The following is a 19,506-nucleotide window of genomic DNA, read 5'->3' on the forward strand; positions in this document are numbered from 1 at the left end:
CCTCCCGTGCACCCACGACCGGAAGGAGAGGAAGCATGAGCCGAACCGTCATCCGCGGCGGCCTCGTCGTCACCGCCTCCGACGAGCTCCACGCCGACGTCCTGATCGAGGACGGCCGCATCGCCGCCCTCGCCGCGTCCGGCACCCCGGCCGCCGAGGCCTTCACGGCCGAGCGGACCATCGACGCGACCGGGAAGTACGTGATCCCGGGCGGCGTCGACGGCCACACCCACATGGAGATGCCCTTCGGCGGCACCTACGCCGCCGACACCTTCGAGACCGGCACCCGGGCCGCGGCCTGGGGCGGCACCACTACGATCGTCGACTTCGCCATCCAGAGCGTCGGCGGCTCGCTGCGCGAGGGCCTGGACGCCTGGCACGCCAAGGCCGAGGGCAACTGCGCGATCGACTACGGCTTCCACATGATCGTCTCCGACGTCAACCAGGACACCCTCAAGGAGATGGACCTGCTGGTGGAGGAGGGCGTCACCTCCTTCAAGCAGTTCATGGCCTACCCGGGCGTGTTCTACAGCGACGACGGCCAGATCCTGCGCGCCATGCAGCGCGCCGCCGAGAACGGCGGCCTGATCATGATGCACGCGGAGAACGGCATCGCGATCGACGTGCTCGTGGAACAGGCCCTCGCCCGCGGCGAGACCGACCCGCGCCACCACGGCGAGGTCCGCAAGGCGCTGCTGGAGGCCGAGGCCACCCACCGCGCGATCCGGCTCGCACAGGTCGCCGGAGCGCCGCTGTACGTGGTCCACGTCTCCGCGCAGGAGGCCGTCGCCGAACTGACCCGCGCCCGCGACGACGGACTGAACGTCTTCGGCGAGACCTGCCCGCAGTACCTGTTCCTGTCCACCGACAACCTCGCCGAGCCCGACTTCGAGGGCGCAAAGTACGTCTGCAGCACGCCCCTGCGTCCCAGGGAGCACCAGGCGGCGCTGTGGAGGGGCCTGCGCACCAACGACCTCCAGGTGGTCTCCACCGACCACTGCCCCTTCTGCTTCGTGGGCCAGAAGGAGCTCGGCCGCGGCGACTTCTCCAAGATCCCCAACGGCATGCCGGGCGTGGAGAACCGCATGGACCTGCTGCACCAGGCCGTCGTCGACGGCCACATCTCCCGCCGCCGCTGGATCGAGATCGCCTGCGCCACCCCGGCCCGGATGTTCGGCCTGTACCCGAAGAAGGGCACCATCGCCCCGGGCGCCGACGCGGACGTCGTCGTCTACGACCCGCACGCCGAGCAGGTCATCTCCGCCGAGACCCACCACATGAACGTGGACTACTCGGCCTACGAGGGGCGGCGCATCACCGGCCGCGTCGAGACCGTGCTCTCGCGCGGCGAGCCCGTCATCACCGAGCGGGAGTACACCGGCCGCGCCCGCCACGGCGTCTACACCCCGCGCTCCACCTGTCAGTACCTCAACTAGGAGTGGCGCCCATGGACTTCGGACTCGTCCTGCAGACCGACCCGCCGGCCTCCCGCGTCATCGAGCTCATGCAGCGGGCCGAGCGCAACGGCTTCAGCCACGGCTGGACCTTCGACTCCGCCGTGCTGTGGCAGGAGCCGTTCGTCATCTACAGCCAGATCCTGGCGAACACACGCTCCCTGACGGTCGGCCCGATGGTCACCAACCCGGGCACCCGCACCTGGGAGGTCACCGCCTCCACCTTCGCCACCCTCAACGACATGTTCGGCAACCGCACCGTCTGCGGCATCGGCCGCGGCGACTCGGCGATGCGGGTGGCCGGCCGCAAGCCCAACACCCTCGCGCGGATCAGCGAGGCGATGAAGGTCATCCGGGCCCTCGGGCGGGGCGAGGAGGCCGACCTCGGCGGCGGCTCCACGGTCCGCTTCCCGTGGATCTCGCCCGGCGCCGAACTCCCCGTCTGGATGGCTGCCTACGGGCCGAAGGCCCTGAAGATGGCCGGCGAGGAGGCCGACGGCTTCATCCTCCAGCTCGCCGACCTGTATCTGACGCAGCACATGGTGAAGGCGGTCAAGGACGCGGCGGCCGCGGCCGGGCGCGACCCGGACGACGTCACGATCTGCGTCGCCGCCCCCGCCTACGTCACCGCCGACGACGCGCCCGAGGCGCTCGCCCACGCGCGCGACCAGTGCCGCTGGTTCGGCGGCATGGTCGGCAACCACGTCGCCGACCTGGTCGCCAAGTACGGCGAGCACTCCGCGGCCGTCCCCGACGAACTCACCGCCTACATCAAGGCCCGGCAGGGCTACGACTACAGCCACCACGGCCGCGCCGGCAACCCGGACGCCGACTTCGTGCCCGACGAGATCGTCGACCGGTTCTGCCTGATCGGCCCGGCCGAGGCGCACATCGAGAAGCTCGACGCCCTGCGCGACCTGGGCGTCGACCAGTTCGCCCTGTACGACATGCACGACGCCCGGGAGGCCGTCATCGACGCCTACGGAGAGAAGATCATTCCCGCGGTCAACTCCTGATCCCGGCCCCCGGTCCGCCCCGGGGGCCGTCCCGCCGGCCATGCGCCACGGACCGCCCCCCGGGCCCGACCTGCGATTCCCGCCCACCCGTTCCCGCGACCCCTGTCCACCCTCTCGATCCGGCAACTCCCGCCCGCCCGCGTGATCCCCACCCGACCCTGCGACCCGCCCCCCACTCCAGTCCCCCCTCCCCGCCTCCCCGGGAAGGGGCCGGGCGCCCGCACCGCCTCACATCGACCCACCTCATCGATTGGGCTGCCCATGACCGACACCGCTCCCACCGCGATACCGCCGTCCCACCAGACCACCCTCCCCGACGGGCGGGTGGAGATCCCCGCCGGAACCCCGCCGCCCAGCGGCCCGTACGCCAACGAGGACCTCCTCCCGGTCCCCGTCGCCCGGCGCACCTGGACCACGTACAACTTCTCCGCCCTGTGGGTCGGCATGGCCCACAACACCGCCTCCTGGACCCTCGCCTCCGGTCTGATCGCCGTCGGCATGGACTGGAAGCAGGCGGTGTTCACCATCGCCCTGGCCAATGTGATCGTGCTCGTCCCGATGCTGCTCACCGGGCATGCCGGACCGAAGTACGGCATCCCCTTCCCGGTGTTCGCCCGCGCCTCCTTCGGCGTCCGCGGCGCCAATCTGCCCGCCGTCGTACGGGCGCTGGTCGCCTGCGGCTGGTTCGGCATCCAGACCTGGATCGGCGGCGAGGCGATCTTCTTCCTCGCCGGGAAACTGATCGGGACCGGCTGGTCCGGCGCCGCGCAGGTCGGCGGCCACCCCTGGACGATGTGGCTGTCCTTCGCGATCTTCTGGGCGATCCAGGTCGGCATCATCTACCGGGGCATGGAGACCATCCGCCGCTTCGAGAACTGGGCGGCGCCCTTCGTGCTCGTCGGCGCGTTCGTGATGCTGTGGTGGATGAGCAACCGGGCCGGCGGCTTCGGCCCGCTGTTCGACCAGCCGTCGCGGCTGGGCTGGGGCGGCGGCTTCTGGAAGCTGTTCTGGCCCTCCCTCATGGGCATGATCGGCTTCTGGTCCACCCTGTCGCTGAACATCCCGGACTTCACCCGGTACGGGAAGAGCCAGCGGGCCCAGACCTGGGGACAGGCCCTCGGGCTGCCGACCACGATGACGCTGTTCGCCTTCCTGTCGGTCCTGGTGACGTCCGGGTCGCAGGCGGTGTACGGCAAGCCGGTCTGGGACCCGGTGCAGCTGGCAGCGAAGACCGACAACGTGGTGGGCCTGCTCTACGCCCTGGTCACCGTGCTGGTGGCGACCCTGTCGGTGAACATCGCGGCCAACCTGGTCTCGCCGGCGTTCGACTTCTCCAACATCGCGCCGCGCCGCATCAGCTTCCGCACCGGTGCCCTCGTCACCTGCGTGCTGGGCGTCCTGATCTGCCCGTGGAAGCTCTACGCCGACCCGCAGGGCTACATCTTCACCTGGCTGGGCCTGGTCGGCGGCCTGCTCGGCACGGTCGCCGGCATCCTCATCGCCGACTACTGGGTGCTGCGCCGCCGCTCCCTGGACCTGGCCGACCTCTACCGCGGCGGCGGCCGGTACTGGTACTCGGGCGGCTGGAACTGGCGGGCCGTGGCGGCCTTCGCCGCGGGCGGTGTCCTCGCCGTCGGCGGCGCCGACTTCCACCCCCTGGTCGACGGCCGTCCCCTCGCGGCCCTCAAGCCGCTCGCCGACTACGGATGGGCCGTGGGCCTGGCCACGTCGCTGGTGGTGTACCTGGTGCTCATGCTCCTCGCCCCGGGCCGGCGGCGGGTCACCACCGCCTGACCGGCCCGCGGGCCGGGCGGCCCTGGAGGACGGTCAGTTGGACCGCCCGCCCTCCAGGGCCGCCACCGCCTCCTTGGCGGCCTTGATGGCACCGGTGTTGATCTCGTCCGTGCTCGGCGCCTTCTTGGTCTCGAAGTTGCTGCCGTTGTAGGTGACGACGACGAGCGCGTTGGAGGCGCGGACCATCACCTCGCCGTCCCGGGTCTGCTGCTTGTCCTGGGTCGTCAGGTTGACCACCGAGTAGCCCGCGTCGCCGACGCCGGGGACCTGGCCGCCGCCGCTCTTCTCCGCGGTGCGCTCCTCGTACGCCTTCTGCGCCTCCGCGTCGGACGGCATGAGCTCGAAGGAGACGTCGAGCCAGCGGTAGTCGTAACCCTGGAGGGCGTTCCACGAGCAGGTGCGGCGCAGCTTGGAGTTGGTCGACGCGATCTCCTTGCCCGCCGTCGAGGCGCCGGGCACCAGCGACTTGAGCGTCTTCGTGCTGATGCTGCCGCACGGCGCGGGGGCGGAGGAGTACGTCTTCGTGGCCGCGGTGGAGGACGGGGCCGAGGACGACGACCCCCCGGCGTCCTGGGACTGCGACTGCGGGGTCGACTTGTGGTCGGCGGCCGGCGCCGCGGCGAACGGGCCGGAGGTCAGCGCCCAGCCCGCGCAGGCGAGCACGACGACCGGGCTCAGCCTCGCGGTGAGCGCGAGCGGCAGGGGGAATTCTGGCACGGCGCACTTCTCGTGGGGGACGGACGGTGCGGAGGGGGTCCGCGCCGCGGACGGAACGCCAGTCTCACACGGCCGGAGGTGGGGTGGAAGGGTGAACTCCGCTCCGTGGCCGCGCGGTTACGGCGACTCGCCCGTGAATGTTCCTTTTCCCCCATATGTCTGCGCCCCCGTCCGGCCGGGTGGAGTCCGCGCCCGGCCGCCGTGGATGTCCGTGCTCGGGTCGGCCATGTGTTCCCTGCGGACTGTTGTGGGGAATTTGCCGAAAAGGATCGATGCTCCCGATATCCTCGTGCGATGCCAGGTGCGGCAGGTCATGAATTACGCCCCGGCGAGAGGAGTTGCAGGTGCTCTTCGTGCAGGGAGCGTCGGTGACCGCTGTTGTGCGCGGCAGTCTCGGAGAACCGGTGATCCTGCTTCCCGGCGAATCGTGCCCGGGAATGCTGGATGCGCGCTGGATCGACGTGGTCCGGGCGGCGGCCGTCGTACTGGATGCAACCGAGCTGCAATGCCTGTGGGGTGCGATGTGCACCCTGAGCATGCGGACGCCGGATTCCTATGTCGCCGCCGAGGAAAACGTACTCGCCCTCTACAAAGTGCCGTCGGCCTGATGTCCGGCACCAGGAGGGCCCGGTCGTTCTTGCGCGCCGCGTCCGTGGGCCGGCGTACAACGGCGCCGCCCGTGGTCGGGGAATCCTGACCACGGGCGGCGCGGGGAACGGGACCGGCTACCGGCGCCCGTAGGGGTAGCACTCCCAGCTGTGGTGGCGGCGGTCCCACCGGTAGCGGTAGGTCATGCGGTAGCGGTCGTCGTACCGCCGGCAGGACTCCCGGAAGTCGTACCGGTCGCGGTCGAACCACCCGTCGCGGTCGTACCGGTCGCGGTCGAACCACCCGTCGTGGTCGTGGCGCCCGTCGTGGTCGTAGCGGCGGTCGTCGTCACGGCCTCCGTGGCGCAGCCACCCGAAGTCGCGGTCCCCGCGGTGGTCACCGGTGTGGTCGCGTACCGGGGACGGGTCGCGGTGCGCGGCCGCCGGGGCCGTGGCGGCGGATGCCTGGGTGGCCAGCGGTGCCATCACGGCACCCACGGCCAGGAGCGCGCCTGCCACTCCCTTGGCAATACTCTTCACTTTATCTCCTTTCGGGGCGGAGCGATTTTCTGCTCCGCCGGCCGGGCCGACGTTACCCCACATTTCGCGGCCGTCATGGAAGGCGGAATTCCCGCGTCTTACGGAGAGTCCGGTGCGTCGGCTGGGGAAAGTGCAGGTCAAAGCCGTGGTCGGGAGTGCATTCCGGTTCCGGCTCTTAATTCTTTGGACACTCCAACAGGTGAATGCCCCGGTGGCCCCGGTATTGATAAAAAAGCCGGGCCGATTCCGCTTCCGCGCCTTTGGCGCCCCTCATTGCGCGGAGTGTGAAATGGCAAAAGGCGGGATCGGGCGGCTCCGGTCGTGGCAGCGCCCCGCCGGTACCGCCCCTCGTTCCGCCGAGGGCGCCCGCCGGGTCGTGCGGAGGGAGTGCCGTGCCGGCGCGGCGGTGGTGCAGATCTCAACCATTGAACTGGCGAACGATTTTGAACACATGTCGGACATAGGGGGTTTGCATAAGAGCTCCGCTTTCCACTACCGTCCAGGGCCTCCGGACGAACTGTCCGGAGAGTCTGGACGGCGGGGTTGACGCACGACTACGCGTTCCTTCTCGTAGTACCGCTGTTCAGGCCGCTGCGGCCGGGCGCCCCACGCGCCGGCCGCAGCAGAGGGAGAACCCGTCGGACGGCACCGGTGCTCGTCGTGGACGTCGCGCGAGCAACTCGGCGGCCACCCCGGGCCCGACCCTGTCGCGGCGGGCGTCTCCCGACCGTCGTGCGACCGCATCCGCGGCGCACGTCCCTCACACCAGTGAAAGGAAACACCCATGGACATCAAGCAGCTCGAGGCCGAGACCGCGGAACTGCTCCCCGGACGCGAGGCGCTGGCCCGCTTCTCCTTCAACCTGGCCAGGACGACTTCCATCTCGAAGAAGCTCGTGAACCTCAACGCCCACAACGAGTCGGCGGCCGTCAACCAGTTCTCGCCGCTGGCCGTCGCGCAGTCCCAGGCCTCGCAGGCCATCAGCGTCCACCAGTAGCACGCCGACGCCGCGGGGCAGCCGGAATCTGCCCCGCGGCGCCCGCCGGGCACCGTCCGCACCGGGTCGCACCCGGCGGGCGGTGCTCCCGGCTCCCCCCGGCGGTCCCTCGCAGGCGCCGCATGGAGCCCGAGCGAACCCCGCGCCGTGGAGAAGACTATGACGCCTCCCGCAGAGCACAGCACGTCCCACGCCCGGAACCAGTCCACCGCCGTCGCGGCCGACCCTCCGCCCCCGGCCGAAGGGCGGCCCGTGAGGCCGCGGGAACCGGCCACCGCACCGACGCAGGTCATGGCGTCCGAGTCCGCACCGCCCGCCGGGCCCGTCCCGCATCTCACCCACGGCCTGCGCGCCCTCGGCCAGTACCAGGGCTCCGGCTTCACCGACCGCAAGTACGTCGTCCGACGCGGCGACGGTCAGGTCCTGATGCTCTCCCGTCTGCTCTATCTCGTCGTCAGTTCCGTCGACGGCGTCCGCGACACGGAGACCATCTCCCACCGCGTCAGCGGCCGGTACGGGGAGGAGGTCACCGAGGGCGACGTCGCCTACCTCATCGACAACAGGCTCACCCCGCTCGGGGTCACGGTCCCCCTCGGAGAACCCCCGCGAACGTGTGACAAGGCCCCCACGTCCGACCTCCTGCTGGCCCTGCGCGGCCACCGGGTGATCCTCGACGAGGCCCGGGTCGCCCGTGTCGCCGCCGCGCTGAGCTGGCTGCACCGACCGCCGGTGGTGGCGCTGGTGCTGAGCGCCACCGCGGCCGTGGACGTGTGGCTCTTCGCCGTCCACGGCGCGATGACGCCGCTGCTGCGCGTGCTGGAGCAGCCGCTCTGGATGCTCGCGGTGTTCCTGCTGACGATCCTCTCCCTCGTCTTCCACGAGTTCGGCCACGCCTCCGCCTGCCGGTACAGCGGTGCGGTCCCGGGGAAGATCGGGTGCGGCATCTACCTGATCTGGCCCGCGCTGTACACCGACGTCACGGACGTGTACCGGATCGGCCGGCGCGGCCGGCTGCGCACCGGTTTCGGCGGTGTCTACTTCAACGCCGTCTTCATGCTGGCGCTCACCGCCGGCTACCTGCTCACCGGGCAGCCGTTCTTCCTGGCCTCCGTCTACCTCGCGCACTTCGAGGTCCTGGAACAACTGATGCCCGCGCTCCGGCTCGACGGCTACTACATCCTCGGCGACCTGGCCGGCGTGCCCGACCTGTTCGGCAAGGTGAAGCCGATCCTGATGAGCCTGGTTCCCGGGCGCAGGCCCGCCGAGGCGGCCGGTCTGAAGCGCTCCGCACGCGTCGTCGTCGCCTCCTGGGTCCTGACGATGATCCCGCTGCTCCTCGCCGAGACGTGCTACGCGCTGTGGAACCTCCCCCGGCTGGCCACGACCGCGTTCCGCAGCCTCGCCGAACAACTGGCCGGAACCGTCCAGGCCTTCGGGGAGGGGCACCCGGCCGCGGGCACCGTCGGCGTCGTCGGCGCCCTCATGCTCGCCTGCCCCATGGCCGGCGGCTCCTACCTCGCGGGACGGGTGCTGGTGCGGCTCGCCGGGGCCGCGGTCCGGACGACCCGGGGCAGACCCGCCCTGCGTCTGTCCGTCGCCGCCGCGGTCTGCGGCGCCGCCTGTGTCCTGGGCACCGCCTGGTGGCAGGGCATGACACCGGCGCCGCTTCCCCCCGCGGCGCCCGTGACTCCCCTCCTGCAGCCCGGCGTTCCCCGCGTCCGGGCCGCCGAGGACCCGCCCGCCGGCCTGCCGGGGAGCCACCCGGTGGCACGGCCCTCCGGTGCCCCGGATCCCACGGGGCGCACCACCGGCCACGGCACGGGGGGAACCGGCCGTACGGCCGTCCCCTCTCCGTCGCCCACGCCCGCCGGGCCGCCCACGCCCACGCCGGCGCAGGCGTCCCCGCGCACGAGCTCCACGGCTCCCGCGCCGCCCACGGCCCGTGAGTCCGCCACGGCCACCCCGCCCGTACCCGGCACCTCGCCCGGGGCGTCGGCCTCCGTGCCGCCGTCCCCCTCCGCGACGGTCCCCGCGTCCCCGTCCCCGCCGCTGACCGCGCTCCCGTCGCCGAGCCCCAGCACATCCTGACCCCGACCCGCCCACCACTTCAGGAGAGGCAGATGAACCACCGCAAGCCCCGCACGAGCACCGTCGCCAGGACCGCCGTGAGCATCAGCATGGCCGCCGGCGCCGGTCTGGTCATGACCACGACCATGGCCTCGGCCGCCACCGGCCCCGGCATCTCCCACGACGTCGCCACCGCTGTGGACCTCGCCCACAGCCGCGCCGACCGGGTCCATCTGAGCCAGTTCGACGAGACGTTCAGAATCCACGAGTACGGCCCGTCCATCGCCGTGACGGCGAACAACCGGGCCACGGCCGAGTCGGTCGGATGCTCTCCGCTGGCGCCGTGCCGGTCCGTCGCCCTGTCGTTCCAGATCGTCACCACCTCCGGCCGCAACGCGCGGCTGATCAACGCCACGAACATCGGCCGTTCGGTGAACGAGCACTGCCCCGAGTGCCAGACCTTCGCCGGCGCCTACCAGTTCGTCGTCGCCACACCGCGCGCCTTCACCCTCGGCGGGAGCGCCCGGAGCGAACTCGCGGGGCTGGCCCGCCGCGCAGCGGCCCTGCGCTCCTCGACGCTGCCGGTCTCCCGGATCCGGCAGTCCGCCGACGACATCGCCCGTCAGATCAAGGCCGTTCTCGACCGGGAGGCCGCACGGGCTCCCCGGGGCGGCGGAAGCGACCCCGGCGCCGACTTCGACCCCACGGTGACGATGCACCGCCACGTGGTCTAGGACCTGTCGTCGAACTCCCGCCCGCCCTGGGGCGGGCGGGAGTCCGGCCACAGGCCCTGGAACCGGGGCAGACCGAGCCCGGTGCCGGACCGGCCGGTCCGGCACCGGGCGGCCGCGTCCGGCCGTGGCGGTCGCGTCCCCACGGACGCCCCCGAGCCCCCACGACACCGCACGACCTGGAAGGTCCGAGACCGTGACCACCCCGCACCCCGCAGCATCGCGCACCCGTGTTCTGGAACTCCTCAGCGAAGGACACCCGGCAGGAGAGGTGGCGCGCATGCTGGATATTCCGCCCAGCACCGTCTACCGCTGGCGCCGCACCCTCGTCGCCCCGTCGAGCCTGCCCCTGGCGCGCGGCCGCATTCAGGAACTCGAGGCCGAACTCCTGCTGTGCCGCCGGACGATCGACGCCCTGAACGACGTGATGCCCCCAAAAGGCGTTACGAGGTGATCGCGCGTGTGGTGGAGCAGGGATTTCCCGCGCGCAGGGTCGCCGCTCTCCTGAACGTTTCCGAATCCGGTTACTACGCGTGGCGCGAACGCCCCGTCTCGGACCGGGACATGCGGCACGTCTGGCTGACCCGGCTGATCATCGACATCCACCGGCAATCCGGCTCCGCCTACGGCTATCGGCGCATCCGCCAGGAACTCGACCACCGTTTCGGGATCAGAGTCAGCCACGGGACGGTCGAACGCCTCATGCGGCGGGCGGGAATCCGCGGGGCGCGAGGACGCCTGCGGGCCGCGCCCGGCGGCGTCCGGCGCGCCGCGCCCGGCGCCGGGTGGGTCCTGGACACCTTCGCATGCCGCACGCGGGACGGCGACCTGTGCACGGCGGTCGTCCTCGACACCGCCGGACGGCGCCTGCTCGGCTGGAGCAGTGCCGCCGCGCCGGACCCCGGCCTCCTCGCGCGGGCTCTTCGGACGGCGCTCAACCGGCACGGCGACGTCCCCGCCCGGACGCCGGGCGACCCGGGCTTCAGCTGCGCCTTCACCGAGCGGGCGGTGCGCTCCGGCGGCGCGCCGCCCGGCGCGGCCGTGGGCGACTGGTACGACCACGCGGTGGCCGAGGCCTTCTGGGAGCACGTGCACCGTGCGCTCGCGGCGCTGTGGACCTCTCCCGGCCTCCCCCCGCTGGGCCCGGAACTGTCCAGGGTCCTGAACCGCCTGGCCCAGCAGGGGCACGCGGTCCACGGACCGGACCTCACCCTCTAGAACGGCGGACACATGGACCTCACCCCACCCCTGCCCCTGCCCCTGCCCGCAGGCCCCCGGTCGCGCGCGGCCCGGGGCCTGTCCGCGCCCCAGGCGCACCGGATGCTGCTCTACTGCGCCCTGGAGGGTGCGGGTGTCCCGCTCGACGTCGGCGACGTCCAGGCGGTCTTCGACGTGGCCGAGCTGGACTACGTCACCGTCCAGGCCGTCATCGCCTGGATCGCCTCGGCGGGCACGTCCGGCTTCGTGCGATGACCGACCGGGACGCCGTCCCGCGCGGCCGGCCCCGGAAGGGCCGTCGTCCCGGGGAGGTCAGCCCTGGTCGGCCCCGTGCCCGTCCGCCTCGAGCAGCGACTCCACCAGGACGGCCACGTGCCGCCGGTCCTTCGGGCTCAGCCTGTGCACACTCGCGATGAGGATCTCCACCTCGGGATCCGTGATCTCGGGCGAGTCCTCGAAGTAGAGGTTGACCCCCGCCGCCTCCGCGGCGGCCCGCTGCACCGGAGCCACCGGTATGCCCAGCCCCTTGGCGAGGCCCTCCAGGGTCGTCTGCTGCGGCACCTGGGCCAGCCGGACCGACGTGGCCAGATGATGCACCGTCGAACGTGAGATGCCGCCACGGCGCGCCACGTCGTTGTAGGACCAGCCGTTCTGGTCCAGCCTGCGCTTGATCATTTCCTGCAGTGTGTTGGGCACCGCCGCTTCTTCCTGTCGGGGGAGTGGCAGCCTGTCAATGAGTCTAACGGCCCCATACAGGGGGCGTTCCGCATGTTCTTCCATTCGCCCTGTTCCGCCACCCTGACCTGGGCGCCCGGGTCGCCCGCGGAGCCCTGCGGCCGAGGAGACGGGGGCGGTGCGACGGCCGCCACGGGCACCACCACCTGCCGCACGCGGCCGGCCGCGGACGCAGCGGTGCCCGCCTCCTTCAGTGGAGGATCGGGTGCGTCCGCCTTTGGGGCCGCTATTCCGCCGCGCCGTGCGAGGGAATTGATTCTTCTCGCGCGGCATCTTTATGCCACTTCTTCGAGGGCTCCCCGGTTCAATTCTTGCGATTACTTCCGATGTCGTTCGCGGGGTTCCTGGGCGGATGTTCCCGCTGGTACCTTTCTGCCGATTCGATGGCGTACATTCCGTGGAGAAGTCGATGGTCTTTCCTGCCGTTGAACTGGCTTGCTGGCTGGCCCGATCGGCCGGTGATCCGGAAAGAGTGTTCAATGAATGGCGTCGTCAGCAGCAGGGCCTGGCCCTGCTTCCGGCCGGAGTCGCCTGGGACGCGGTCAAGCTCGACGAGGAGCGGGCCGACCGGATCCACCGCTCGCTGCTGCGCCGCGGGTGCCCGGTCGGGGTCACGCTGCGGGACAGCTGGTACCGGACCGTCTACTTCCTCGTGCCGCCGGACGTGCCCGGCCTCCCCTGCCCTCCCGTCCCGCACGCCGTCACGTCCGGCGGCTGGCTCGCCGCACCGGACCCGCGCAGTCCCCACCCGCACATGGCCTGGACCGCCGCCGGCGGGCAGGAGCGGCTGACGTCCCGCAGGGGTCTGCTCCAGGCGCTGACGGAGGCCGGGGAGTCCGGGGCGCCGCCCTCCCGCCACGACCCGCGCGTGCGGAGTTCCGGGACGCCCTGAGGGACCGCCCCGCACGCACTCGGCGCCGGGAACCGCCGCCGGAGGCCGCGGTGGGGTCCGCCCGCACCGCCGGAGGACGGGGCCATGACAGGTGCCCTCCATGGGCAGGATGCTTCGCGTGCGACCGGAGGCCCCCTCCGGAGCCGTCCCGAGCGTCGGACCGAAGCGCCCGCCCCCACCGGCCGGAGCGCTCCAGCAGCGAGGTGAGAGAGCTTGTTCACCACCCGCCCCACCCTCCAGGGCACCTTCGGCATGGTGTCGTCCACCCACTGGCTCGCCTCCCAGGCGGCGATGGCCGTGCTGGAGGGCGGCGGCAACGCCTACGACGCCGCCGTGGCGGGCGCGTTCGTCCTGCACGTCGTGGAACCGCACCTCAACGGGCCCGCGGGGGAGGTGCCGATCCTGCTGGCACCGGCCGGCGGCGAGGTCCGGGTGCTGTGCGGGCAGGGGGTCGCCCCGGCCGGGGCCACCGTCGCCCACTACCGGGGCCTCGGGCTGGACCTCGTCCCCGGCACCGGGCCGCTCGCCGCCGCCGTGCCCGGCGCGTTCGACGCGTGGATGATGCTGCTGCGCGACCACGGAACCAAGTCACTCGCCGACGTCCTCGCTCATGCCGTGGCCTACGCCGAGGACGGACACCCGCCCGTGGAGCGCCTCGGCGAGACCGTGGAGACGGTGCGGGAGCTGTTCACCACCGAGTGGACCTCGTCCGCCGCGGTGTACCTGCCCGGCGGCCGCGCCCCCCGGCCCGGCGAGCTGTTCCGCAACCCCGCGCTCGCGGCCACCTGGCGGCGGCTGCTCGCCGAGACCGCCGGGGCCGGGGACCGGGAGGCGCAGATCGAGGCCGCCCGCGCGGTATGGCGGTCCGGGTTCGTCGCCGAGGCCCTGGTCCGCCAGGCCGGGCGGCCCACGCTCGACACCAGCGGCGAGCACCACACCGGCACACTCACCGCGGACGACCTCGCCGCCTGGTCCGCGACCTACGAGGCGCCGGCGGCGTACGACTGGAACGGCTGGACGGTGTGCAAGGCGGGACCCTGGAGCCAGGGCCCCGTGCTCCTCCAGCAGCTCGCGCTGCTGCCGCCCGAACTGCCTCCCCACGGCACCGCCGACCGCCTCCATCTGCTGATCGAGGGCTGCAAACTCGCCATGGCCGACCGGGAGGCCTGGTACGGGGACGCCGCCGACGTGCCGCTCGCCGAGCTGCTGTCCGCCGGGTACAACGCCGGCCGGCGACGGCTGGTCGGGGAGCGGGCCTCGTCCGAGCTGCGGCCCGGCAGCCCCGGCGGGCGCTTCCCGCGGCTCAGCGCCCACGCCCACGCTCCGGCCGGGGAAGCGGAGTTCGGCGCCCTCGGAGTGGGGGAGCCGACCCTCGCACGGACCGCGGCCGGCGCGCCCGGCGTCGGGTCCGACGGAGGCACCCGCGGGGACACCTGCCACCTCGACGTCGTGGACCGCTGGGGCAACATGGTCGCCGCCACGCCCAGCGGAGGATGGCTCCAGTCCAACCCCGTCGTGCCCGAGCTGGGCTTCCCGCTGGGCACCCGGCTCCAGATGGCGTGGCTGGACGAGGGGCTGCCCAACACCCTCACCCCGGGCCGCCGCCCGCGCACCACCCTCACCCCGTCCCTCGCGCTGCGCGACGGTGTGCCGGTGATGGCCTTCGGCACCCCCGGCGGGGACCAGCAGGACCAGTGGCAGCTGCACTTCCTGCTCGAGGTCGCGCGGCGCGGCCCCGTGCGCGGCGGCCTCGACCTCCAGGGCGCCGTCGACGCCCCGAACTGGCACAACGAGAGCTTCCCCGGCTCCTTCTACCCGCGCGGGATGCGGCCCGGGCGGGTCGTCCTGGAGTCCCGGACGGACGCGGCGGTCGTCGACGGGCTGCGGCGCCGGGGCCACGACGTGGTGCTCGGCCACCCCTGGTCGGAGGGCCGCCTGTGCGCGGTCGCCCGCGACCCGCGGACGGGCGTGCTGTCCGCGGCAGCCAACCCGCGCGGGATGCAGGGGTACGCGGTGGGGCGCTGAGCGCAGGGCCCGCCGCCGGTCGCCCATGGCCGGTGGCCGGAGGCCCGCGTTCCGCGGTCCCGGCGGCACGTGGTGTTCATCCCGATTCCACCGGAGGTGCACCCGGGCGGCGGGCGCTGTCAGCGGCGCGTGTTCTCATGGAGCACATGATCGAAGAGACGGAAACCATCGACGAGTTTCTCGCCCGCCGCTCGGTCGACGTGGAGGAGGCCGTCCGCAAGGCGGCCGCGGCCGAGATCATGCCCCGCTTCCGCCGCCTCGCGGAGCACGAGATCGACCAGAAGAGCGGGCCGCACGACCTGGTCACGGACGCCGACCGCCTGGCCGAGCGCCATCTCACGGACACGCTGGCCGCTCTGCTGCCCGGCTCGGTCGTGGTCGGTGAGGAGGCGGTCCACGCCGACCCCGCGGTCTACGACGCGATCCGCGGCGACCGTCCCGTCTGGATCGTGGACCCGGTCGACGGGACCCGGCAGTTCGTGCACGGCGACCCGGGCTTCTGCACCCTGGTCGCCCTCGCCGTGCGCGGCGTCGTGGTGGCCTCCTGGACGTACGCCCCCGTGCCGGACCGGCTCGCCAGGGCCGTCCGGGGCCGCGGCGCCTTCCTCGACGGCGAGCGGCTGCACGCGGGCGCCCCCGAGCCCGGCCGCGACCTGCGCGTGGCCACCTCCCACCCCGACTACACCACCGACGCGCAGAAGCGCGGCCTGCTCGGCCTGCGGTCCGACGGGGTCGCCCCCCGCCCCTGCGGCTCGGCGGGCCTGGAGTACCTCGCCGTGGCGCGCGGGGAGCTGGACGCCACCGCCTTCTCCTGGGAGGCGGCCTGGGACCACGCGGCCGGTCTGCTGCTGGTCGAGGAGGCGGGCGGCGCCCACCTGACCCGGGACGGCGTCCCCTTCCGTGTCACCGGAGGCAACACCCTGCCCTTCACCGCGGCCCGGGACGCCGCGACGGCCCGGCGGGTGGTGGACCTGCTCTCCCGGTGACCCGGCGGGGCCCGGACCGGCCGCGGGGATCTTCCGTCCCGCGGCCCGGCCGTGTCGGTCCATCGGCATATCCTGGCCCCGAGTTGCCACCGGCTGACGAAGGGGTCCGAAGGTGCCGTCGATGCTCGATGCGGTCGTGGTGGGCGCGGGGCCCAACGGGCTGACCGCTGCCGTGGAGCTCGCGCGCCGCGGCTTCTCCGTGGCCGTGTTCGAGGCGCGCGGCACCGTCGGAGGCGGGGCCCGCACCGAGGAGCTGACCCTCCCCGGGTTCCGGCACGACCCCTGCTCCGCCGCCCACCCCCTCGGCATCAGCTCGCCCGCCTTCCGCGCCCTGCCCCTGGAGCGCCACGGACTGGAGTGGGTGCACCCCGAGCTGCCCATGGCGCACCCCTTCCCGGACGGCACCGCGGCGGTGCTGGCCCGGTCCGTCGCCGAGACCGCCGCCTCCCTCGGACCGCGGGACGCGGGCACGTACCGCAGGCTGGTCGAGCCGTTCCTGCCCCGCTGGGACACCCTGGTCCGCGACTTCATGTCGCTGCCGGCGGCCCCCCTTCCGCACGACCCGGTCACCCTGGCCCGCTTCGGCCTGACCGGGCTGCCCCCGTCGACCTGGCTGATGCGCCGCTTCCGCGACGAGCGCGCCAGGACCCTGTTCGCCGGCCTCGTCGCCCATGTCATCGCCCCTCTCGGCGGGCTCGCCACGAGCGCGGTGGGCCTGATGTTCGCCCTGGCGGCGCACGCCCGCGGCTGGCCGGTGGCCCGCGGTGGCTCCCAGGCCGTCTCCGACGCCCTCGCCGGCCTCCTGAGGGACCTCGGCGGCGCCGTCCACACCGACTACGAGGTCAAGCGCCTCGACGACCTGCCGCCCGCACGGGCCTACGTCTTCGACACCTCGCCCACCGCCCTGGCCCGCATCGCCGGCCTCGGCCGGTACTGCGAGGGCTACCGGTACGGCCCCGGCGTCTTCAAGATCGACTACGCGCTCGACGGCCCGGTGCCCTGGACCGCCGGGCAGGCGCGCCGCGCGGGCACGGTGCAGGTCGGGGCGGACAGCGCCGAGATCGGCGGCGCGCTGCGCGCCGTGTCCCGCGAGGGCCGCGCCCCGGACCGGCCCTTCCTGATCACCGTCCAGCCCAGTGTCGCCGACCCCACCCGCGCCCCCGCGGGCAAGCACGTCTTCTGGGCCTACGGCCATGTGCCGCACGGCTGGACCGGCGACCTCACCGACGCCGTCGAGCGCCAGCTGGAGCGCTTCGCGCCCGGCTTCCGCGACCGCGTCCTCGCCCGCGCCACCGCCGGCCCGCCCGAACTGGCCGCCCGCAACGCCAACTACGTCGGCGGGGACATCGCCTGCGGGGCGGCCTCCGGGCTCCAGCTCCTGCTGCGGCCCAGGCTGTCGCTGCACCCGTACCACACCCCCCACCCCGCCGTGTTCCTGTGTTCGTCGGCGACGCCGCCCGGCCCCGGCGTCCACGGCATGTCCGGGCACAACGCGGCCAGAGCCGTCTGGCGGAGACTGAGGCAGACATGACCACTCTGACCCTCGTCCGGGGCGACATCACCCGGCAGCGCGCCGACGCGATCGTCAACGCGGCGAACTCCTCCCTGCTCGGCGGCGGAGGCGTGGACGGCGCGATCCACCGCCGCGGCGGCCCCGCCATCCTTCAGGAGTGCCGGAAGCTGCGCGCCTCCCACTACGGCAGGGGCCTGCCCACCGGACAGGCCGTCGCCACCACCGCGGGCGCCCTGGAAGCCCGGTGGGTGATCCACACCGTCGGACCGGTCTACCGGGTGGCCACCGCCGATCCGTCCCTGCTGGCGTCCTGCTACCGCGCGTGCCTGCGGGTCGCCGACGAGCTCGGCGCCCGGACGGTCGCCTTCCCCGCCATCTCCACCGGCGCCTACGGCTGGCCGATGGACGACGCCGCCCGCATCGCCGTGCAGGAGGTGCGCGCCACGGTCACCGCCGTCGAGGAGGTCAGGTTCGTGCTCTTCGACGACGCGGCCTACACGGCCTTCGCCGAGCGCATCGGCTGACGCCGGGCCGGTCAGACGTGCTGCGCGGCGCGGCCCCGGCGGACGGGGCGGCCTCGGCGGACGGGGCGGCCGCGGCAGCGGGCTGCGCTCGGACGCGCGGCGGGCCCGGCACGGCGGCGGTGATCCGGGCGGGTGCAGGACAGGGCAGGCTGATGTCGGATTCCCGCCAGCCGCAGGGCCGCCGGTGACCGATGCTGGAGGCATGCAGAACGGGATGCACTCCGACCGCGAGCGCTGTGTGCGCGCCGTCCAGTCCAAGGACGCGCGGTTCGACGGATGGTTCTTCACGGCCGTCCTGACGACCCGCATCTACTGCCGGCCCAGCTGCCCCGTGGTCCCGCCCAAGCCGGAGAACATGACCTTCTACCCGAGTGCGGCCGCGTGCCAGCAGGCCGGATTCCGGGCCTGCAAACGCTGCCGCCCCGACACCAGCCCGGGCTCGCCCGAGCGGAACCAGCGGGCCGACCTCGTCGCCCGCGCCATGCGGCTCGTCGCCGACGGCGTCGTGGACCGCGAGGGCGTCCCCGGCCTCGCCGCCCGCCTCGGCTACAGCACCCGCCAGGTCGAACGCCAGCTCCTCGCCGAGCTGGGCGCCGGACCGCTCGCGCTCGCCCGCGCCCAGCGCGCCGAGACCGCCCGGCTGCTGATCGAGACGACCGCGCTGCCGATGGCGGAGATCGCCTTCGCCGCGGGCTTCTGCTCGATCCGCACCTTCAACGACACCGTGCGCGAGGTCTTCGCGCTCTCCCCGAGCGCACTGCGCTCCCGGGTCCCCGCACGCCGTACCGCGGCGGCCCCGGCCGGCCCGCGCCCCGCCACCCCCGCGGCCCTCTCGCTGCGGTTGCCGTTCCGCGCCCCGCTGAACCCGGACAACCTCTTCGGGCACCTGGCGGCCACCGCCGTGCCCGGGGTGGAGGAATGGCGCGACGGGGCCTACCGGCGCACCCTGCGCCTGCCGTACGGGCACGGCATCGCCGCGCTCACGCCCACACCGGACCACATCGCCTGCCGCCTCACGCTCAGCGACCTGCGCGACCTGCCGGTCGCCATCAGCCGCTGCCGCCGCCTGCTCGACCTCGACGCCGACCCCGTCGCCGTCGACGACCAGCTGCGCACCGACCCGGTGCTCGCGCCCCTGGTCGACAAGGCACCGGGACGGCGGGTGCCGCGCACCGTCGACGAGGCCGAGTTCGCGCTGCGCGCCGTGCTCGGGCAGCAGGTCTCCACCGCCGCCGCCCGCACCCACGCCGCCCGCCTGGTCACCGCGCACGGCGACCCCGTCGACGACCCGGAGGGCGGCCTCACCCACCTCTTCCCCGAACCGGGCGCGCTCGCCGCGCTCGACCCCGAGTCGCTGGCGATGCCGCGTGCCCGCCGCACCACGTTCACCACGCTCGTGGGGCATCTGGCCGACGGCAGCATCCAGGTGGGAGTGGAGAGCGACTGGCACGAGACCCGCGCCCGGCTGCTGGAGCTGCCCGGCCTCGGCCCGTGGACCGTGGACGTCGTCGCCATGCGCGCCCTCGGCGACCCCGACGCCTTCCTCCCCACCGACCTCGGCATCCGCCGCGCCGCGCGGGAGCTGGGACTGCCCTCGACACCCGCCGCGCTCACCGCGCGCGCCGCGGCCTGGCGGCCCTGGCGGGCGTACGCCGTCCAGTACCTGTGGGCGACCGACAGCCACCCGATCAACTTCCTTCCCGTCTGAGG

The 19,506-nt window shown here is 73.4% G+C and carries 19 protein-coding genes; 16 read left to right on the forward strand and 3 right to left on the reverse strand.

Going from position 1 to position 19,506, the window contains the following annotated elements; all coding sequences use genetic code 11:
- Positions 1-35 precede the first annotated feature (35 nt).
- The 3 genes from hydA to P3H78_RS08460 all read left to right on the forward strand — a co-directional run bounded on the left by hydA (position 36) and on the right by P3H78_RS08460 (position 4,264).
- The gene (gene hydA, locus P3H78_RS08450; protein ID WP_276108207.1) at positions 36-1,436 is read left to right on the forward strand and encodes a dihydropyrimidinase; all 1,401 of its coding nucleotides are present in this window, start codon (positions 36-38) and stop codon (positions 1,434-1,436) included.
- 11 nt (positions 1,437-1,447) lie between these two features.
- A complete protein-coding gene (locus P3H78_RS08455) occupies positions 1,448-2,470 on the forward strand; it encodes a TIGR03842 family LLM class F420-dependent oxidoreductase (protein ID WP_276108208.1) in 1,023 nt (340 codons plus the stop codon).
- 261 nt (positions 2,471-2,731) lie between these two features.
- The gene (locus P3H78_RS08460) at positions 2,732-4,264 is read left to right on the forward strand and encodes an NCS1 family nucleobase:cation symporter-1 (protein ID WP_276108209.1); all 1,533 of its coding nucleotides are present in this window, start codon (positions 2,732-2,734) and stop codon (positions 4,262-4,264) included.
- Between the two features lie 33 nt (positions 4,265-4,297).
- Here the strand turns inward: P3H78_RS08460 and P3H78_RS08465 are convergent, their stop codons facing one another.
- A complete protein-coding gene (locus tag P3H78_RS08465; RefSeq protein ID WP_276108210.1) occupies positions 4,298-4,981 on the reverse strand; it encodes a hypothetical protein in 684 nt (227 codons plus the stop codon).
- A 344-nt stretch (positions 4,982-5,325) separates the two neighbouring features.
- Between P3H78_RS08465 and P3H78_RS08470 the strand changes: the two genes are divergently transcribed.
- A complete protein-coding gene (locus tag P3H78_RS08470; protein ID WP_276108211.1) occupies positions 5,326-5,589 on the forward strand; it encodes a hypothetical protein in 264 nt (87 codons plus the stop codon).
- Between the two features lie 117 nt (positions 5,590-5,706).
- Here P3H78_RS08470 and P3H78_RS08475 read toward each other — a convergent pair whose 3' ends face one another.
- Positions 5,707-6,108 carry a hypothetical protein gene (locus tag P3H78_RS08475; protein ID WP_276108212.1) on the reverse strand — a complete coding sequence of 134 codons (402 nt, stop codon included), beginning with the start codon at positions 6,106-6,108 and terminating at the stop codon, positions 5,707-5,709.
- 784 nt (positions 6,109-6,892) lie between these two features.
- On the opposite strand from P3H78_RS08475, the gene P3H78_RS08480 reads away from it, so the two are divergent.
- The 6 genes from P3H78_RS08480 (at position 6,893) to P3H78_RS08505 (ending at position 11,376) form a co-directional block, all read left to right on the forward strand.
- Entirely contained in the window at positions 6,893-7,105 is a 213-nt protein-coding gene (locus tag P3H78_RS08480; protein WP_276108213.1) for a hypothetical protein, read from the forward strand.
- Positions 7,106-7,396: 291 nt separating this feature from the next.
- Positions 7,397-9,193: a hypothetical protein gene (locus P3H78_RS08485; protein ID WP_276108214.1), complete on the forward strand. Its 1,797-nt coding sequence runs from the start codon at positions 7,397-7,399 to the stop codon at positions 9,191-9,193.
- 32 nt (positions 9,194-9,225) lie between these two features.
- A complete protein-coding gene (locus tag P3H78_RS08490) occupies positions 9,226-9,906 on the forward strand; it encodes a hypothetical protein (RefSeq protein ID WP_276108215.1) in 681 nt (226 codons plus the stop codon).
- A 193-nt stretch (positions 9,907-10,099) separates the two neighbouring features.
- Positions 10,100-10,357, forward strand: a complete 258-nt coding sequence (locus tag P3H78_RS08495; RefSeq protein ID WP_276108216.1) for a helix-turn-helix domain-containing protein — start codon at positions 10,100-10,102, stop codon at positions 10,355-10,357.
- Positions 10,354-11,121 (forward strand): IS3 family transposase, encoded by a 768-nt coding sequence (locus P3H78_RS08500; protein ID WP_276108217.1) that lies wholly within the window; start codon positions 10,354-10,356, stop codon positions 11,119-11,121. Before P3H78_RS08495 ends, P3H78_RS08500 begins: the two co-directional genes overlap by 4 nt.
- A gap of 12 nt (positions 11,122-11,133) precedes the next feature.
- Positions 11,134-11,376, forward strand: a complete 243-nt coding sequence (locus tag P3H78_RS08505) for a hypothetical protein (RefSeq protein ID WP_276108218.1) — start codon at positions 11,134-11,136, stop codon at positions 11,374-11,376.
- A gap of 57 nt (positions 11,377-11,433) precedes the next feature.
- Here P3H78_RS08505 and P3H78_RS08510 read toward each other — a convergent pair whose 3' ends face one another.
- Positions 11,434-11,796 (reverse strand): helix-turn-helix domain-containing protein, encoded by a 363-nt coding sequence (locus P3H78_RS08510; protein ID WP_276108219.1) that lies wholly within the window; start codon positions 11,794-11,796, stop codon positions 11,434-11,436.
- A 532-nt stretch (positions 11,797-12,328) separates the two neighbouring features.
- Between P3H78_RS08510 and P3H78_RS08515 the strand changes: the two genes are divergently transcribed.
- The 6 genes from P3H78_RS08515 to P3H78_RS08540 all read left to right on the forward strand — a co-directional run bounded on the left by P3H78_RS08515 (position 12,329) and on the right by P3H78_RS08540 (position 19,504).
- Positions 12,329-12,748 carry a hypothetical protein gene (locus P3H78_RS08515; protein ID WP_276108220.1) on the forward strand — a complete coding sequence of 140 codons (420 nt, stop codon included), beginning with the start codon at positions 12,329-12,331 and terminating at the stop codon, positions 12,746-12,748.
- Between the two features lie 213 nt (positions 12,749-12,961).
- Positions 12,962-14,773: a gamma-glutamyltransferase family protein gene (locus P3H78_RS08520; protein WP_276108221.1), complete on the forward strand. Its 1,812-nt coding sequence runs from the start codon at positions 12,962-12,964 to the stop codon at positions 14,771-14,773.
- Between the two features lie 146 nt (positions 14,774-14,919).
- Complete coding sequence (locus P3H78_RS08525) at positions 14,920-15,759, forward strand: inositol monophosphatase family protein (protein ID WP_276108222.1); 840 nt, start codon at positions 14,920-14,922, stop codon at positions 15,757-15,759.
- A gap of 121 nt (positions 15,760-15,880) precedes the next feature.
- A complete protein-coding gene (locus P3H78_RS08530; protein ID WP_276108223.1) occupies positions 15,881-17,290 on the forward strand; it encodes a phytoene desaturase family protein in 1,410 nt (469 codons plus the stop codon).
- Positions 17,287-17,796, forward strand: coding sequence for an O-acetyl-ADP-ribose deacetylase (locus P3H78_RS08535; RefSeq protein WP_276108224.1), 510 nt, complete (start codon positions 17,287-17,289; stop codon positions 17,794-17,796). The genes P3H78_RS08530 and P3H78_RS08535 overlap by 4 nt, the downstream gene beginning before the upstream one ends.
- 202 nt (positions 17,797-17,998) lie before the next feature.
- On the forward strand, positions 17,999-19,504 hold the full coding sequence (locus P3H78_RS08540; protein WP_276108225.1) for an AlkA N-terminal domain-containing protein: 1,506 nt from the start codon (positions 17,999-18,001) through the stop codon (positions 19,502-19,504).
- The last annotated feature ends 2 nt before the right edge of the window (positions 19,505-19,506 follow it).

The sequence above is a fragment of the Streptomyces tropicalis genome, assembly GCF_029269835.1.
Taxonomy (GTDB): domain Bacteria; phylum Actinomycetota; class Actinomycetes; order Streptomycetales; family Streptomycetaceae; genus Streptomyces; species Streptomyces tropicalis.

Coding starts and splice junctions, on each gene's coding strand:
- P3H78_RS08540 (WP_276108225.1), top strand. CDS start 17,999: ATGCAGAACGGGATGCACTCCGACCGCGAGCGCTGTGTGCGCGCCGTC.
- P3H78_RS08530 (WP_276108223.1), top strand. CDS start 15,881: ATGCTCGATGCGGTCGTGGTGGGCGCGGGGCCCAACGGGCTGACCGCT.
- P3H78_RS08525 (WP_276108222.1), top strand. CDS start 14,920: ATGATCGAAGAGACGGAAACCATCGACGAGTTTCTCGCCCGCCGCTCG.
- P3H78_RS08485 (WP_276108214.1), top strand. CDS start 7,397: ATGGCGTCCGAGTCCGCACCGCCCGCCGGGCCCGTCCCGCATCTCACC.
- hydA (WP_276108207.1), top strand. CDS start 36: ATGAGCCGAACCGTCATCCGCGGCGGCCTCGTCGTCACCGCCTCCGAC.
- P3H78_RS08480 (WP_276108213.1), top strand. CDS start 6,893: ATGGACATCAAGCAGCTCGAGGCCGAGACCGCGGAACTGCTCCCCGGA.
- P3H78_RS08455 (WP_276108208.1), top strand. CDS start 1,448: ATGGACTTCGGACTCGTCCTGCAGACCGACCCGCCGGCCTCCCGCGTC.
- P3H78_RS08490 (WP_276108215.1), top strand. CDS start 9,226: ATGAACCACCGCAAGCCCCGCACGAGCACCGTCGCCAGGACCGCCGTG.
- P3H78_RS08510 (WP_276108219.1), bottom strand. CDS start 11,796: ATGATCAAGCGCAGGCTGGACCAGAACGGCTGGTCCTACAACGACGTG.
- P3H78_RS08505 (WP_276108218.1), top strand. CDS start 11,134: ATGGACCTCACCCCACCCCTGCCCCTGCCCCTGCCCGCAGGCCCCCGG.
- P3H78_RS08535 (WP_276108224.1), top strand. CDS start 17,287: ATGACCACTCTGACCCTCGTCCGGGGCGACATCACCCGGCAGCGCGCC.
- P3H78_RS08460 (WP_276108209.1), top strand. CDS start 2,732: ATGACCGACACCGCTCCCACCGCGATACCGCCGTCCCACCAGACCACC.